Raw genomic sequence first — 16432 nt, 5'->3', positions numbered from 1 at the left:
TGATCAATGAAAAAAGCCCGCAGACCTGCGGGTTTTTTTTGGGTTGCCGAAAGGCGCCAAAAATGTGCACTGAGGTCGCGCCTTAATGGTGCGATGCGACAAAAGTCGGTTGCCAAGCCTCTGGCGGATGTCCTGTCGCGTCTTTATAATGTGCGCCGCCAGCTCTGGCTGGCTCCCAAGTGCAAATTCCGGATTTTGCGTGAATCGCCGGCAATTGCCCGTTTTCAGGGTGATTTCTGGAGATTTGCCTCGACTTCAGCAACACGCAACGTGGGCAAGTAGCTATGATTAAAATCAGGAAGGGCCTGGATCTGCCCATCACTGGTGCACCGCGCCAGGAGATTGAGGAAGGTCACCAGGTTCGTTCTGTTGCCGTGCTCGGCGGTGACTATGTGGGTATGAAGCCCACTATGGAAGTCCGCGAAGGCGACGTGGTCAAAAAAGGCCAGGTCCTCTTCTCAGACAAGAAAACCGAGGGTGTGAAATACACCGCTCCTGCAGCTGGCAAGGTGATCGCGGTCAATCGCGGCCACAAGCGCGTGCTTCAATCTGTCGTGATTGAAGTGGCTGATCAGGAAGATGAAGTCACCTTTACCTCTTACAACGCCGACCAGCTCTCCGGTCTCGACCGGGCTGCTGTTCAGCAACAGCTGGTAGATTCCGGTGAGTGGACCCTGCTGCGTACTCGTCCTTTCGGCAAGGTGCCTGCGCTGGATTCCACCCCGAACTCCATCTTCGTTTCCATTCTTGATACCAACCCGCTGGCCATGGAGCCGGCTGTTGTGATCAAGGAAAACGAGCAGGCTTTTCGTGCCGGTCTCACCGTGCTGAGCCGTCTCACTGACGGCCCTGTATGGGTCTGCCGCGGTCCCAAGACAGATCTGCCCAGTTTCGCTGGCGGTCAGGTGCGCGAAGAAACCTTCGCAGGTAAGCACCCGGCCGGCAATGTGGGTACCCAGATCCATTTCCTGGACCCGGTCAGCATGAACAAGGCCGTTTGGTCCCTGGGCTATCAGGACGTGATCGCCATTGGCAAGCTGTTCACCGAAGGCAAGATCTCCAGTGAGCGTGTGGTCGCCCTGTGCGGCCCCCAGGCCAAGACCCCGCGCCTTATGCGTACCCGTGTGGGCGCCAGCGTGGACGATTTCACCCAGGGTGAGCTGAAAAGCGGTGACAACCGTCTGGTGTCCGGCTCTGCGCTGAGTGGCCACAATGCCCGCGGTCCTCTTGCCTGGTTGAACCGTACCGCCAATCAGCTGACTGCCCTGCGTGAGGGGCATGAGCGTGAGTTGCTGGGTTACATTTCCCCCGGCGTCAATCGCTTCTCTCTGATGAATATCTACCTGTCCAAGCTGATGCCTGGCAAGCGCTTCAATTTCACCACCACCACCAACGGTTCCGAGCGTGCCATGGTGCCGGTGGGGGCGTATGAAGAAGTAATGCCGCTGGATATCCTGCCCACCCAGCTGCTGCGTTCCCTGATCGTTGGGGATACTGACAGTGCGGTGGCGCTAGGCGCTCTGGAGCTGCTGGAAGAAGACCTGGCCCTGTGTACCTTTGTGTGCCCTGGCAAGTATGAATACGGTCCGATCCTGCGCGACAACCTCACTACCATTGAAGCGGAGGGCTGAGCATGGGCTTGAGAAACTATCTGGACAAGAATGTCGCTCCGCATTTCCATGAAGGCGGCAAGTTCGAGAAGTATTACACCTTCTACGAAATGTTCGACACCATGCTGTATAGCCCGGATTCCGTTACCCGGACCGGCGCGCATGTACGTGATGGTCTCGACCTGAAACGCATCATGATGACAGTGTGGTTCTGCACTTTCCCTGCGATCCTGTTCGGTTTGTGGAACGTTGGTTATCAGGCAAACATGCAGATTGCCGAGCTGGGTGCGAGTCCGCTTGCCGGCTGGCGCAGTGATGTGGTGATGGCCCTGACCGGCTTTGATCCCAATAGCTTGTTGGCGAACGTCCTGCATGGCGCTGTCTACTACATCCCGATTCTGCTGACTGTCTACATCGGTGGTTTTATCTGGGAAGGCCTGTTTGCCTGGAAGCGCGGTCATGAAGTGAACGAAGGTTTCTTCGTGACAGGTATCCTGTTCACACTGATTCTGCCACCGGCGATCCCTCTGTGGCAGGTATTCCTGGGTATTTCCTTCGGTGTGGTCATCGGCAAGGAAGTGTTTGGCGGTACCGGCAAGAACTTCCTCAACCCGGCACTGGTTGGCCGTGCATTCCTGTACTTCGCTTACCCGGCACAGATGTCCGGTGATGCAGTCTGGACCGCGGTGGACAACTTCTCAGGCGCGACCTCCCTGTCACTGGCGGCATCCGGCAATCTGGACTATGCGGTGGGTCTGACTGCCAACGCGCTGACTGAAGGTGCTGCGGCTGCCACTGCCAGCCTGGCCTGGATGAACACCTTCCTGGGCAATATTCAGGGTAGTATCGGCGAAACTTCTACTCTAGCCATTCTGATCGGTGGTGCTGCACTGCTGCTGACCAAGATTGCTTCCTGGCGCATCGTGCTGGGCGTGTTCCTGGGCATGGTTGGCATGTCTGCCATCTTTAATGGTGTCGGTTCCGATACCAACGCCATGTTCGATATGCCGTGGTACTGGCACCTGACCGTGGGCGGTTTCGCTTTCGGTATGATCTTCATGGCAACTGATCCGGTTTCTGCGTCCATGACCAATACCGGCAAGTACATTTTCGGTGCCTTGATTGGTGTGATGACCGTCCTGATCCGGGTAATCAACCCGGCCTTCCCGGAAGGCATCATGCTGGCAATCCTTTTCGGTAACCTGTGTGCGCCGCTGATTGACTACTTCGTCACTCAGGCAAACATCCGTCGTCGTCTGCGTCGTACCGGGGGAGTAGCGTAATGGCTGGAAAGAACGAAACAGTTGGTAAAACACTGCTGGTCGCCTTCCTGGTATGTGTTGTCTGCGGTGTAGTGGTTGCTACTGCTGCAGTCAGCCTGCGTCCGGTTCAGAATGAAAACAAGCTGATCGACAAACGCATGAACATCCTGCAGGCCGCAGGTATGTACGAAGCGGGTGTTGATGTAAATGAGCAGTTCGCGACCATCGAGCGAAAGTTTGTGGACATCGACACTGGCGACTACGTGGACATGCCGGAATCCTACGATCAGCGCAAGGCTGCCAAGGATCCCAAGCAGTCCGTGCGTCTGAGTGGTGACGTGGACAAGGCTTCCATCAAAAGCCAGGCCAAAGTAGCTGAAGTTTACCTGGCCAAGGATGACAACGGCGAACTGAGCCGCATCATTCTGCCGGTTCATGGCTATGGCCTGTGGTCTACGCTGTACGGGTTCCTGGCGCTTGAGCCGGATGCCAACACCGTGGCGGGCCTCGGTTTTTACGAGCATGCCGAGACCCCGGGTCTTGGTGGCGAAGTAGATAACCCGAAATGGAAAGCGCTGTGGCACGGCAAGAAACTGTTCGGCGAGCAGGGTGAAGTGGAAATCCAGGTGATCAAAGGTACCGTGGAAGCCAACACTCCGAATGCCGAGCACAAGGTTGATGGCCTTGCCGGTGCGACCCTGACCAGTAACGGGGTCAACAACCTCTTGCGGTTCTGGGTTGGCGAAAATGGTTTCGGCCCTTACTTGCAGCGCATGCAGCAAGAGAGCAATGTCACTGGCCAAAGCAGTGAAGCGGCTGCAGTCAGTGAGACTGTGGAATCCAGCGAGCAGCCGGAAGGAGAAGCGTAATGGCGGAGAAAACCAAGGACATCCTGTTAGGTCCGATTTTCGACAACAACCCCATCGCGCTACAGATCCTCGGTATCTGTTCCGCGCTGGCGGTGACCAGTAACCTGAGCACCACGGTGACCATGTGTATCGCGCTGACCGCGGTAACGGCGTTCTCGAACCTGTTCGTGAGCTCCATCCGTAACAGCATCCCGTCCAGCATCCGGATCATCGTACAGATGACCATCATTGCCTCATTGGTAATCGTGGTAGACCAGTTCCTGAAAGCCTATGCCTACAGTATTTCCAAGCAGCTGTCGGTATTCGTGGGGCTGATTATCACCAACTGTATCGTGATGGGCCGTGCGGAAGCTTTCGCCATGAAGAACCCGCCCATTCCTTCCTTCCTGGATGGTATTGGTAACGGTCTGGGTTACTCAGTGATTCTGTTGGGCCTCGGGTTCACTCGCGAGTTGCTGGGTGCAGGCAGCCTGTTCGGTCACCAGATCTTGCCCAAGGTTTCCGACGGCGGCTGGTACCTCACGAACGGCATGATGCTGCTGCCGCCGAGTGCGTTCTTCCTGATCGGTCTGTTCATCTGGGCAATCCGTTCCTGGAAGCCTGCTCAGGTGGAAGCGGATGACTTCAAGATGAAGCCCAACACCCGTGTCAGCGACGCGTTTTAACGGAGACGAGGAATGTTTGAACATTATCTGAGCCTGTTCGTCCGCGCCGTCTTTGTTGAAAACATGGCGCTGGCCTTCTTCCTGGGTATGTGTACCTTTATCGCGGTATCCAAGAAGATTTCCACTGCAATTGGTCTTGGCGTTGCCGTGGTCGTGGTGCTAACCATCACGGTACCCGTCAACAACCTGTTGCTGACTTACCTTTTGAATGAAGGCGCACTGTCCTGGACCGGGATTCCCGAGCTTGCCAAGCTCGACCTGCGTTTCCTGGGGCTGCTGAGCTATATCGGTGTCATCGCGGCACTGGTGCAGATCCTTGAAATGGCGTTGGACAAGTATGTCCCCAGCCTCTACAACGCACTGGGCATCTTCCTGCCGTTGATCACCGTAAACTGCGCCATCATGGGGGCGTCCCTATTCATGGTGGAGCGTGATTACAACTTCGGTGAATCCGTGGTGTATGGCCTGGGTGCGGGTACTGGTTGGGCGCTGGCTATCACATTGCTGGCGGGTATCCGTGAGAAGCTGAAGTACAGCGATGTACCGGATGGCCTGAAAGGCCTGGGCATCACCTTCATTACTGTGGGCCTGATGTCGCTTGGCTTTATGTCATTTTCCGGCGTGCAGCTGTAAGGGAGAGTTGAACAATGAGTGTCGAGATTATTCTCAGTGTCGTCATGTTCACTGCCATCGTGATTGCGCTGGTGGCCGTGATCCTGACTGCACGTTCCCGTTTGGTCAGCACTGGTGATGTGCACATCGATATCAATGATGATGCAGAAAAGGGCATTGATGCCCCCGCTGGTGGCAAGCTGCTGGGGACCCTGGCTGATCAGGGTATCTTCCTGTCTTCCGCCTGTGGCGGTGGTGGTACCTGCGCACAGTGCCGTTGTCAGGTACTCGATGGTGGTGGTGACATTCTGCCTACCGAAGAAGGTCACTTCACCAAGGGTGAGATTCGCGATGGCTGGCGTCTGAGCTGCCAGGTGAACGTGAAGCAGGACATGAAGATTCAGGTTCCTGAAGAGTTCTTCGGGGTGAAGAAGTGGGAGTGCGAAGTCGTTTCCAATGACAACGTGGCCACCTTCATCAAGGAGCTGACCCTGAAGCTGCCCGAAGGCGAGAACGTGGATTTCCGCGCTGGCGGTTACGTGCAGCTGGAAGCACCGGCCTATGATATCAACTTCTCTGACTTTGATATTGCCGAGGAATACCGTGGTGACTGGGAGCGCTTCAACTTCTTCGATTTGAAGGCGAAGAATCCGGAAACGGTTATCCGTGCCTACTCCATGGCCAACTACCCGGAAGAGAAGGGCATCCTCAAGTTCAATATCCGGATCGCCACTCCGCCTCCGGGCTCCAAGGATATCCCGCCGGGTATCATGAGCTCCTTCGTGTTCAACCTGAAGCCAGGCGACAAGATCACCGTATTCGGACCCTTCGGTGAGTTCTTCGCCAAGAAGACCGATGCGGAGATGGTATTCATCGGCGGTGGCGCGGGTATGGCTCCCATGCGCAGCCACATCTTCGATCAGCTCAAGCGCCTGAACTCTGATCGCAAGATGAGCTTCTGGTACGGTGCCCGCAGTGTTCGCGAGTGTTTCTACACCGAGGAATACGACCAGCTGGCAGAAGAGAACGATAACTTCGAGTGGCATCTGGCGCTGTCCGATCCGCAACCCGAAGATAACTGGACTGGTCTCACCGGTTTCATCCATAACGTGCTTTACGAGCAGTATCTCAAGGACCACCCGGCCCCTGAAGACTGCGAGTTCTACATGTGTGGACCGCCGATGATGAACGCGTCGGTCATCAAGATGCTTGAAGACCTGGGCGTGGAGCCGGAAAACATCCTGTTGGATGATTTCGGCGGCTGATCCCGAACGCCGGCCCTCGGGCCGGCGTTTTTGTTTGAGCTACAAGCTACAACGCGTGCCAGGGCCTGATGTTCAGGAAGGTTTGATCCCGCGTCTAGCCCGGAGGCGCGGGCACTGACTCCCAAAACCGGATATCTCATCCCGTGTTGCAGCTTTAAGCTTGTAGCTTGATTCTCCCACATACCGGACCGAACCATGACCCGCATCCTTTCCCTGTTGGTGCTTTCCCTGACATTGCTGTTGAGCGCTTGTGACGACAGCAAAAACCGGCTGTCAGTGCTCAGCGGTCCGACCATGGGTACCACCTGGAGTGTCAAATACACCGGCACACCGGATGAGAGCATTGATTCGCTCAAGGCCGATATCGAGGCGGCGTTGGAGCAGGTGAATGCAGAAATGAGCACTTATCGTGCGGATTCCGTCCTCAGCCAGTTTAATCAGGCTGCGGCGGGCACGTTAGTGGATTTGCCGGCAGATACCCAAAAGGTATTGAAGGCCGCTTTCTCTCTCTCGGAAATGACCGGTGGGGCCTATGACGTTACGGTTGGCCCGTTGGTGAATTTGTGGGGCTTCGGCCCGGAGTCTGATCGTTTTGAACCACCTCAGGCAGACGAAATTGAGGCGGCTCGCCGTCGGGTCGGATGGCAATCCCTGCTTCTCGATGGGCCACGGCTGCTGCAGCCTGGGGAGGTGTACGTTGACCTGTCCTCTATTGCGAAAGGGTTTGCAGTAGACAAGGTTGCCGAGCTTATGGACAAACATGGTCTGAAGTCCTGGCTGGTGGAAGTGGGTGGCGAATTACGTGCCCGGGGTACCAAACCCTATGGTCAGCCCTGGCGTATTGCCGTTGAGCGTCCCATTCCGGGCGTTCGTGAAGTGGAGCAGGTGGTCGCCCTCAAGGACATGGCGGTGGCGACCAGCGGGGATTACCGGAATTTCTTCGAGTCGGATGGTAAACTGTACTCACACACTATTGATCCACGCACGGGGTACCCTGTGCAACATGCCCTGGCGTCGGTGTCCGTGTTGCACAAGAGTGCCATGATGGCCGATGGTCTGGCCACGGCGATGACAGTGCTCGGACCCAAGGAAGGCATGGCGTTCGCCAAGGCGAATGAACTGGCGGTGTTTTTTATTGTCAGAACAGATGAAGGCGTAAAAGAGTTGTCGACTCCTGCCTTCGATGCAATCGTAGAGGACAAGTGACATGTTGATGACCATTATCTTTGCTGTGGTGTTTATGGGGCTGCTGTTCGCCGGCATGGCCATTGGCGTGATCATGTCCAACAAACCGCTACAGGGCTCCTGCGGTGGCCTTGCCAATCTGGGCCTGAAAGAAGGCTGCGAAATCTGTGGTGGTGATCGCGGTAAATGCGAAGAGAACAGCAAGAAGATCGACAGCGAGAAGGCTGCGGCCCTCGGAAAGGATGTAATGAAGATGTAATGCCAGGCCTTCGGCGTTACAGAAAGAAGCCCGCCTCGTGCGGGCTTTTTTACGCCCGTTGGGTGACATTCTAGTTACGGGTTTCGAGGAGCGAGTGACGAAAGGCAAGACCTTTGCCAGCTTTCGGGGTTAGGTTTTGTTCTTCGAAACTCGCCAGGTTTTCTGGATAGGGGCGCAGAGTTTGCAGACTGTTTACGGACCCAACACCACCGCCGTGCGCAGTTTGGCCTGACCGTACTTACGCATCTTCTCAAATTTTTCCCTGGTGATAGGCACATGCTGGCAGTCCAGCGGAACCTGATCTTCGCCCGGGTCAGGGTCGTGGATGTAGAAGCATTCCTCATCACTGCCGCTGATCGCGATCCAGTGCGGAGCCTTGCGCCCATCCAGGCGCCAGGTGCTGATCATTACCAGCACAATCTTGCCGGCGGCGATGGCCCTGTCCAGGTCGTTTGCCGTGAAATCCTGATAGTTCACCTTGATGCCATCCTTCTTGCAGGTATCGACAAAATACTGGTGCAGGGTGGTGATCACGGTCTTCTTGTCCGGATCGCGCACAGAATCCACAAACAACGGGCCTTTCTGGTTACACCAGACGGAGGCGGATAGCCCGCGGCGTTGGGCGGCTATCGCCAGCCCCATGGGATGACAGCCTCCGTGGCCTGCGGTCATGTAGATGGTGGTCGCTTCTCGCCACAGCAACAGCTCTTCGGTGGTGTCTGGTGTTCTGTCTTTCAAGGCAGCCAATGCCATCAACAGACAGGCCGGCCCACAGGTAAAGGGTGTGCTCTGTTGTACCCAGGGTAAATGCAGACGCGCGTCGTTGGCGGGCTGGTAGTGGAGACGCTTCTGATAGCGGAGGGCGTCTTGATGGTCTTCGTAGTAATCCGGTGTCAGGCCGAACAGCCGGTAGCCTCGCTTTTCATAGAGTGCGATGGCGCAGTGGTTGTCCTTGCGCACCTCCAGGCGAAGATAAAGACGGCGCTCTTCATGGGCATAACGTTCTGCAGCATCCATCAGCTTTTCCCCCAGTTTCTGACCGCGCAGTGAAGGGTCCACGGCGATGGAATACAGGCGCGCCAGCCGGGTACCCGGTTGCAGTAGCACCAGCGCGTAGCCGGCCAGTGTCCGGTCCGCAGTTTCGGCGATGATGAAGCCCTCATGCCTGCGCTTGATCCATTTCTGGAAGCTACGGCGGGACAGTCGATCCAAATCAAAGCAGCGGTGTTCGAGCGCTGTGAGCGCGTCAAGATCAGCAGGCAGGGCAGGGCGGAGGGTGACGGAGCACATGGTCCTTGTTCCTTGAGAGTAGCCCAGCATAAGGCAACTGAGGCACAGGGAACCAGTGGAATATGAAGCGGGCGAGGAATGAGTTTTCAACGACGAAAACATTCCAGATGGCGAGTTTTGAATTATGGAAGCTGCCGAAGCCGGCCAGGGGGCCGTTGGTGTATCGCCGGTGGCAGTTATCTGAACCCCACGGCATACTGAACTTATCAAAAAGGAGGGATGTAATGCCGCAACAGGATCCGGTCAGGGGGCTGGTGCTTTCCGGGGGTGGAGCCCGTGGGGCTTATCAGGTTGGTGTGCTGTCGGCCATTGCCGAGTTACTGGATCGCGGTACTCCCAACCCTTTTCCAATTATCTGTGGTACCTCTGCAGGCGCTATCAATGCGGCGGCCCTGTCTGCCAATGCAGGGAATTATCGCACTGCGGTGCGCGGGCTGGAGCGTGTGTGGTCCAACCTGACTGCGGAGCAGGTATACCGGACAGATCTTTATGCCTGCCTCAAGGGGATTGTGCGTTGGCTGTTCTCCGGTTTCACCACAGGGCGTACCCCGGATCGCAGTGCCTTGCTGGACAATCTTCCCTTGCAGCGCCTGCTGACACTGGTGGTCAATTTTCAGCGCATTCAACAGAATATTGAGCTGGGCCACCTTCGCGCGCTGTCCATTACCGCATCCAACTATGCGACCGGTGAATCGGAAAGTTTCTTTCAGGGGGCCCCGGATCTGGCGGATTGGGTGCGTGCTCGGCGCAAGGGCAAGCGTTCCCGGATTGGCGTAGAGCATCTGTTGGCCTCGGCAGCCATTCCGATCCTGTTCCCTGCCGGTAAAGTCGATGGCGGCTACTACGGTGATGGCGCCTTGCGCCAGCTGGCGCCACTCAGCCCTGCGGTGCACCTTGGTGCTTCAAGGCTGCTGGTGATTGGTGTCTCTGGTAACGCTTCAGCGACCCGGCAAAGGGTGCTCGCTGGCTACCCTTCAATGGCTCAGGTGCTGGGTCATGTACTCAACAGCGTTTTTGTCGATACCCTTGAAGGGGATGTGGAGCGTTTGGAACGTATCAATCATACCCTCTCCGCTCTGGGAGAGCGGGCGCGACGAAAGCATGGCATCAGCCTGAGAGAGGTGGATGTGCTGAAGATCTATCCTTCGCGTCCGATTGATGAGATTGCTGCGGAGCACCTGAAGGAGCTGCCGCGTACCTTGCGTTTCTTCCTGCGCGGTTCCGGTGCTACCCGTTCGCCGGGCGCCAGTGCCATGAGTTACCTGCTTTTTGAGCCCGGGTTTACCCGCGCCCTGATCGAGATGGGGTACAAGGACGCCATGGGGCGCAAGGATGAAATCCATGCGTTCTTCAGCCCTGAGCCCCTACTGGCCAGGGGGAGGGCAGGCGCGGAAAGTGATGATCAGCTCGATGCTCCGCCAAGATCCGCATAACGGTGCTTGCGGCGAAAATGGCTGACAAAGCTGGTGGGGTAGTCAGTGATGATGCTGTCCACTTTCAGCCGCGTCAGTCGATCCGCTTCGGTCAGGTCGTTGACTGTCCAGACAGAGACTCTTAGCCCACGCTTGTTGGCCCGACGCATCAGTGACGGGCTCACCAGTGAAAAATGGGCAATTAGCCAGGTGCATCCCAGCGCCTGAGCCCGTCGAGTGGGTTGCAGGTAGCGATACTGACATACATAGCCCCGTTCGATGTCCGGTGCCATGGTGCCCATCATGCGCAGGAAGCCGGTGTGGCTGGACGTGACCACCACACGAGACTGGAGCTGTTGCTCGTGAATCATATGTGTGAGGTGGTGGGCCAGTTGGTGGAGAATAATCCTGTCGGCGCCTTTGACCTCAAACTGAAAGCGCATTTCAGGCCCGCACAGATCCACCACTTCCTGTAGTGAGGGAATACCGGTAGGGCTATGCCAGCCTGGTGTGTTGCGACGGGCATCCATGACCCCCAGTTGCGCCCGGGTGTATTGCCGCACACTGCCTTTCATGCCCGTGGTACGGGTGATGTCGCTATCGTGCAGGACAATCAGCTGGCCATCTGACGACAAACGAACATCCAGCTCCATTTCCGTCACCCCGGCTTCGATCGCCACCTGAAAACTGGCCAGCGTGTTCTCCGGCGCTTCGCCACGGGCGCCACGATGTCCCACCAGCGCTGGGGCTGAGGGGGTGAGGGGGATGGCTGTAACGGGTTGAGTCATCGCAATATTCATACGAGTAATTCTTTGCCAGAAAGATGACAGCGCTGTGACCCACAGGCAATAGGGGAGGTGTCATTTTTATGACTTGTTGCACTTGTAACCTGCCTGTCATGGCTTCGGGGCTTGGTCAGCAGGGTCGAATACGAGCAGGAGGTTTGGGTGTCGGTGCTATTGCGTTATGTGCAGTGCCTCCTGGTGGGGTGGCTGCCAGACTATCAGGGCACGACCCGTGGTGTGTCGCTGCAGCGTCTGGCGGTGCTGCTGTTGTTCTGGCCCTTGTTTCTACTCGTGCAGGGTATTAATGGAATTGGGTTGTTGCTGGATCATGTTCTGTTTCCTGATTTCCGCCGGGTGCAGATTCGTGAGCCTCTGTTTGTGGTAGGCGTGCCCCGTAGCGGCACCACCTTTCTGCATCGACTGCTGGCGCTCGATGAGCGCTTTACTACCACGGCGCTCTGGGAGCTGCTGTTTGCGCCTTCCATTACCCAGCGCTATTTCTGGACTGCGTTGGCCTGCCTGGATCAGAAGATTGGCCGCCCGTTGGGCAGGCTGTTGTCATGGAGCGAACGCCGCTTGCTGGGTGGGCTGGATGGTATCCACAAGACCGGCCTGCTTGACCCGGAAGAAGATTATCTCGGGTTGATTCCCGTATGGGGCTGTTTCCTGTTGGTGCTGGTGGTGCCGGCTCCAGCGCTGTGGCGCCTGACGTTTCTGGACCGTGATGGCAGTGACAGAGAAAAAGCCCGATTGATGAAGGCTTACCGTCGATTCGTGCAACGCCATCTGTATTTTCATGGCCAGCACAAGCAGCTGCTCTCGAAGAACCCGTCGTTCACGCCCTGGTTGCAGACGCTTTCACATACCTTTCCCGATGCGCGCTTTATCGGCTGCCTGCGTAACCCCAGTCAATCGGTGCCTTCACAGATCAACTCGATCCTGATCGGTGCGCAGATCTTTGATGGGCGGGACACCACCGCCTACTGGCGTCAGGGTTTCCTCGCCATGCTGGATTACTACTATCGGCATCTTCTTTCTGCTCTGGTCGCAATGCAGCCTGAGCGCCAGGCCATTTCGGTGATGGAGGTGCTGGCAGTAGAGCCTGCGGAGACGGTGCTGAGGTTTTATCAGCAGTTTGGCTGGGAGGCGGATTCGGCTTTCCGGGAGCGGTTGGAAATGCAGGACCGCCAGGCCAGGCAGTACCAGAGCGGGCATCGCTATTCCCTTGAAAACCTAGGGGTGGATGCCGACACACTGAACGAGACGTTCGGGTGGGTCTACGACCGCTTTGATTTCCCCCGCCCACGGGACAGTGTGGCCTGAGCGGCTGTTACATTCTGTCGCACATTCAATTCTGGCCACCCAGGAAGTGTCACAATTTGGACATCCTGCGCGTTGATACTCGCCCCATGGATACCAAAACGCTTCGTGTACTGTTTGTGGTGGATGCGATCAAGGGCCGGAATGGCGTCGGTGCCTATTTCCAGGATCTGGTCTCGCATCTGGAAAGTCAGGTGGAACGGGTTGAACTGGTCCAGCCGTGTCTGCAGGATCCACACCCTTGCCAGGGGGCTTCCATGCCGATTCCAGGCGATCCTACCCAGCGACTGTTCTTTCCAAAAGTCAGAGAGCTCAGTGCGCTGGTCTGGGAGATGAAGCCCCATGTGATCGTGATCCCGGGGCCGGGCATTTTCTCCATGATTGGCTACTGGATCGCCAGGAAATGGGGTATCCCGGTGTGTGTGACATTCCAGACCGACTATAACCGGCTGGTAGAGCTTTACTGGGGCAGACGGCTGGCAAAATGGGCGGGGGGCTTCCTTAACTGGGTGAACCGTACCCTGTTCCAGGGCAGTGAAACTGCCGCCACCATCTGCGAATCCATGATTGCCCAGGCTCGGGCTGCGGGCGCCCGTAATCCTCAGCTGGTAGGCACCCCGCTGGCGCGGGAGTTTGTACAGACTCCGGTCGCGCCGCTGGCAGAAAACGTTTCACGGGTCTGCTATGTGGGACGTTTGGCTGCAGAAAAGAACATCGAATCCTTTCTGGAGCTGGCCGCAACTCGTCCGGACTTGCAGTTCGAAATTGCCGGTGATGGCCCCTTGCGTGGCAAGGTAGAGGAGGCATGCAAACGCCACGGGAATCTGACCTTGCTGGGCTGGTGCAGTCGTCAGCAGGTTGTAGAGCTGATTGATCGCAGTGAGGTGCTGGTGTTGCCGTCAGCTGTGGAGGCTTTTGGTACCGTGGCTCTCGAAGCCATGGCAAGGCAGCGCCTGGTCATCACTACACCTGCCTGTGGCATCAACGAGTGGCCCGGGCTAGCCAGAGGGCTGTGGGTCATGGAACAGGGCGAGAGCCTGGCTGCGACCCTGGACCGGCTCATCGCTCTGGCGGCACCGCAACGATTTGCCAAGGCGGTGGACGCCCGTGAGGCTGCACTGACTATGAATAGCGATGCCATTGGTCACTGGGGGGCGGTGTTGGCCCATTGTGCTGCCATGAAGCCCATGGGGGCGAATCTGCCGTCACCCACCCTGGCGCTGCTGCGTCGCCTGAGCAGTCATCATGTCTGAACTGGTGGTTCGCAAGCCCGGTGCTCTGCAGGCACTGGTCAGCATTCATGATGTGATGCCGGACACTCGACCACAGGTGACGGGCATGCTGGAAAGGCTGTCGTTGCCTGCAGAGGTGGTGACCCTGCTGGTGGTGCCGGGCAAGCACTGGTCCAGTGATGATCTGGACTGGCTGCGCCGTTTGCAGCAGGCCGGGCACCCGCTGGCTGGGCATGGGTGGTCTCATCGTTGCCAACCGCCTGTCACGCTCTATCACCAGTTGCACAGCGCCTTGCTGTCCCGTCAGGTGGCTGAACACCTGTCTTTTACTGGTGCGGGAATTGTTCAGCTTGTGCAGCGGTCTCACCGCTGGTTTGACGAGCAAGGGCTGGCTGTGTCCTCTCTTTACGTCCCTCCCGCCTGGGCGCTGGGCAAGGTGAGCAAGGCTCAGTGTGCTGAACTTCCCTTTGAGCAGGTTGAAGTGCTGGGCGGGTTGCTGAATACCCGAAATGGGGCGCTGACCCGTCTGCCGCTGGTGGGTTTCGAAGCCGACACGGTCATACGGGCGCTGTTCCTGGCCGTGTTCAATCGGATGAATGTGAACCGTGCGCGCAAGCAGAGCTTGCCCCTGAGGATTGGCCTGCATCCGTTCGACTTCTCCTGGCGACTATCCAGCCAGATTGATGAACTGCTGAAGCAGGTTGACGTTTTTCGACGTTACGATGGCGTCATGAATGCGGCTGCGGGGGTGGCTGTGTGATTCGAATGCTCAGCCTTCGGCCACACGAAGTTCCTTTTGACCCGGTCTAAAAACAAGAAAGATGTTTACTTGAGCTGCCCGGAGACCAATTTGCAGGGCCGTCTGGTCGATGATGTCATTCTGAGATAATTCCGAACATTCATTCTCTTCTGTGGACGCGCTACTTTTGCCGCGGTGTCACCCATCACCATAACAATAATGCGGAAAGGGATTATGAAGCGTCATGTTGGGATTACTCTGCTGGCCTTTGCCGGGGTCGTCATCTCGGGTCAGGTGCTGGCGAAAAAGGATTACGAGGATTACAGCCGCAGTGAGCTGCGAGCGATGGCAGAACAAAGCCGCAAGTCTGTTGAGGAAACGGATGGTTGGCAGACCGACAAGGTCGCGGTAGATGAAGGCGCCATCAAGGGTGCCTGGAGTCCGGTGCCATTCCAGCCCCGTTATTTTGATTACCCTCCGGAGAAGCTCAAGGCCAAATGGGGCGAGTTGACCCGGGCGATTCGGGTTCCCTTTCCCTCGGCTGACTATCTGCAAGAGCGCATTGAGCGATTCCCATTGCTCAAAGAAGAGTTGGGGCCGGACTTCGATGGAGACTACGAAGCCCTGTCGCAACAGATCCTGCATACCTGGCGATTGTTTTTCCGGGGAGATTTCCGGGATGCCAAGGACTACGGTGCTCAATTGGGTGCCTTTGGCAAACTCCCCGCCTACCTGGCACAGAGTATCCAGGCGCTTTACCTCACTGAGAGCCGTGAGAAGAAACTGGATATGCTTCAGGACGTGGCTAACCAGATTGCTGACTATGTGGATGTCCTCAAGGAGATGAAGGAGGAACCCAGGTTCAAGGAAGACTATATGGTGTTGCGCCTTGGGTATGCCTTTGCCATCGGTCGTCTGGCAGAGGAGGCCACACCGTTGGAGGCGCTGAGAAAGAACTACTTGTTCAAGGTCAGCAATGCGCTGGACGATGCGGTGGACATTGATCCCGATCATCCCGTGGCGCTGGCCATGCAGGCAGCCAAGGATGCGAACATTATTCGTGTGGTGGGCAAGTTGCTCGGACGTCTGACTTTCGGGGCGAGACTAAGCCGGGTGGAAGATGGCTTTGCGGCTTCCTTCCAGCAGGTGGACGATCTGGCCATTGTCCACTATGAGTATGCCAATTCATTGATTTACGTGAACCGTAACCGTGATATCTATCGGGCCTTTGATCAGTTCAACACTGCCATTGGTATTCACCCCAAGTCGGCCATGGAAGCGCTGGACTCCATGTATGCGGCCAAGCGTTTCAAGGAGATTCAGGATTATTACCTGAACTACAAGCAGAGCTTCCGCTCTTTTGAGCGTGAGCGTCGTGAGTACATGGAGGTCAAAGATGAAAACCTCTACAACGTTCTCAAGCCGCCCTTCCTGGTGAGCGAATACATCAAGCGCAAGGAAGAGGGGCATGAGTTCAGCATGGTGGATTGATGATAGAACCGCTTCACGCGAATCGCATCTTGCAGCGCACGTAAAAAAGCCCGCCCGGGTTACCGGGCGGGCTTTTTCGTATCAGGCTTCATGCCTCTGACGTCAGGCAGCCTTACTGCTGCTGTGCCGGTGCCGTGCACTGGAAATCGGCACTAATGGTCCAGCCGATGCAGTCGCCGTCCTGGGTTTCAGTCTTGCAGGACTGACTGGGTTTGCCGGCAGGAATGGCGCCATTGTAACCCCAGCGCTGGCACTGGCCGGAAGCGGCCTGCAGGCCTTGCTGCCAATCTACTTTCGGGCTTTGCATCAGGCTGTAGTCATAGGCCATGACCACGGTGCCCTGGGACTGGTCTCCACCGGCGACGCGGACGGTGGACGGGGTGGCGCAGGCGGTCATCAGGGCCGCACTAGCAACGAGTAGCAACGTAGAACGCAT

Annotated in this window: 17 protein-coding genes; 14 read left to right on the top strand and 3 right to left on the bottom strand. The window is 56.9% G+C overall.

Annotated features, from left to right (window positions below):
• Positions 1-6 precede the first annotated feature (6 nt).
• From GFN93_RS13660 to nqrM, 9 genes are all read left to right on the top strand, one after another.
• Positions 7-282: a hypothetical protein gene (locus GFN93_RS13660; RefSeq protein WP_153501582.1), complete on the top strand. Its 276-nt coding sequence runs from the start codon at positions 7-9 to the stop codon at positions 280-282.
• 2 nt (positions 283-284) lie between these two features.
• The gene (locus GFN93_RS13655; RefSeq protein ID WP_153501581.1) at positions 285-1631 is read left to right on the top strand and encodes a Na(+)-translocating NADH-quinone reductase subunit A; all 1347 of its coding nucleotides are present in this window, start codon (positions 285-287) and stop codon (positions 1629-1631) included.
• Between the two features lie 2 nt (positions 1632-1633).
• On the top strand, positions 1634-2893 hold the full coding sequence (locus tag GFN93_RS13650; protein WP_153501580.1) for an NADH:ubiquinone reductase (Na(+)-transporting) subunit B: 1260 nt from the start codon (positions 1634-1636) through the stop codon (positions 2891-2893).
• Positions 2893-3741, top strand: a complete 849-nt coding sequence (locus tag GFN93_RS13645) for a Na(+)-translocating NADH-quinone reductase subunit C (RefSeq protein WP_153501579.1) — start codon at positions 2893-2895, stop codon at positions 3739-3741. The genes GFN93_RS13650 and GFN93_RS13645 overlap by 1 nt, the downstream gene beginning before the upstream one ends.
• On the top strand, positions 3741-4406 hold the full coding sequence (locus tag GFN93_RS13640; RefSeq protein ID WP_153501578.1) for an NADH:ubiquinone reductase (Na(+)-transporting) subunit D: 666 nt from the start codon (positions 3741-3743) through the stop codon (positions 4404-4406). The genes GFN93_RS13645 and GFN93_RS13640 overlap by 1 nt, the downstream gene beginning before the upstream one ends.
• 12 nt (positions 4407-4418) lie before the next feature.
• Positions 4419-5039, top strand: a complete 621-nt coding sequence (gene nqrE, locus GFN93_RS13635) for an NADH:ubiquinone reductase (Na(+)-transporting) subunit E (RefSeq protein WP_153501577.1) — start codon at positions 4419-4421, stop codon at positions 5037-5039.
• A gap of 14 nt (positions 5040-5053) precedes the next feature.
• On the top strand, positions 5054-6283 hold the full coding sequence (gene nqrF / locus GFN93_RS13630) for an NADH:ubiquinone reductase (Na(+)-transporting) subunit F (protein WP_153501576.1): 1230 nt from the start codon (positions 5054-5056) through the stop codon (positions 6281-6283).
• Positions 6284-6478: 195 nt separating this feature from the next.
• A complete protein-coding gene (locus GFN93_RS13625) occupies positions 6479-7489 on the top strand; it encodes an FAD:protein FMN transferase (protein WP_153501575.1) in 1011 nt (336 codons plus the stop codon).
• 1 nt (position 7490) lies between these two features.
• Positions 7491-7727, top strand: coding sequence for a (Na+)-NQR maturation NqrM (nqrM, locus tag GFN93_RS13620; protein WP_194285804.1), 237 nt, complete (start codon positions 7491-7493; stop codon positions 7725-7727).
• A gap of 192 nt (positions 7728-7919) precedes the next feature.
• On the opposite strand, the gene GFN93_RS13615 is transcribed toward nqrM, so the two are convergent.
• Positions 7920-9017 (bottom strand): GNAT family N-acetyltransferase/peptidase C39 family protein, encoded by a 1098-nt coding sequence (locus tag GFN93_RS13615; RefSeq protein ID WP_153501574.1) that lies wholly within the window; start codon positions 9015-9017, stop codon positions 7920-7922.
• A 224-nt stretch (positions 9018-9241) separates the two neighbouring features.
• Between GFN93_RS13615 and GFN93_RS13610 the strand changes: the two genes are divergently transcribed.
• Positions 9242-10450, top strand: a complete 1209-nt coding sequence (locus GFN93_RS13610; RefSeq protein WP_153501573.1) for a patatin-like phospholipase family protein — start codon at positions 9242-9244, stop codon at positions 10448-10450.
• On the opposite strand, the gene GFN93_RS13605 is transcribed toward GFN93_RS13610, so the two are convergent.
• Positions 10420-11229 carry a glycerophosphodiester phosphodiesterase gene (locus GFN93_RS13605; RefSeq protein WP_235901848.1) on the bottom strand — a complete coding sequence of 270 codons (810 nt, stop codon included), beginning with the start codon at positions 11227-11229 and terminating at the stop codon, positions 10420-10422. The genes GFN93_RS13610 and GFN93_RS13605 overlap by 31 nt on opposite strands.
• A 147-nt stretch (positions 11230-11376) precedes the next feature.
• On the opposite strand from GFN93_RS13605, the gene GFN93_RS13600 reads away from it, so the two are divergent.
• The 4 genes from GFN93_RS13600 (at position 11377) to GFN93_RS13585 (ending at position 15996) form a co-directional block, all read left to right on the top strand.
• On the top strand, positions 11377-12537 hold the full coding sequence (locus GFN93_RS13600) for a sulfotransferase (protein ID WP_328594663.1): 1161 nt from the start codon (positions 11377-11379) through the stop codon (positions 12535-12537).
• Positions 12538-12623: 86 nt separating this feature from the next.
• Positions 12624-13787, top strand: coding sequence for a glycosyltransferase (locus GFN93_RS13595; protein WP_153501571.1), 1164 nt, complete (start codon positions 12624-12626; stop codon positions 13785-13787).
• The gene (locus GFN93_RS13590; RefSeq protein WP_235901846.1) at positions 13780-14526 is read left to right on the top strand and encodes a polysaccharide deacetylase family protein; all 747 of its coding nucleotides are present in this window, start codon (positions 13780-13782) and stop codon (positions 14524-14526) included. Before GFN93_RS13595 ends, GFN93_RS13590 begins: the two co-directional genes overlap by 8 nt.
• Before the next feature lie 213 nt (positions 14527-14739).
• A complete protein-coding gene (locus GFN93_RS13585; RefSeq protein ID WP_153501570.1) occupies positions 14740-15996 on the top strand; it encodes a hypothetical protein in 1257 nt (418 codons plus the stop codon).
• 112 nt (positions 15997-16108) lie between these two features.
• Here GFN93_RS13585 and yecR read toward each other — a convergent pair whose 3' ends face one another.
• Entirely contained in the window at positions 16109-16432 is a 324-nt protein-coding gene (gene yecR / locus GFN93_RS13580) for a YecR family lipoprotein (protein WP_153501569.1), read from the bottom strand.

This window comes from Alcanivorax sediminis (assembly GCF_009601165.1).
In the GTDB taxonomy this organism is placed as follows: domain Bacteria; phylum Pseudomonadota; class Gammaproteobacteria; order Pseudomonadales; family Alcanivoracaceae; genus Alcanivorax; species Alcanivorax sediminis.
The sequence above is the reverse complement of the archived record's forward strand: the minus strand, read 5'-3'. Positions and strand labels throughout refer to the sequence as shown.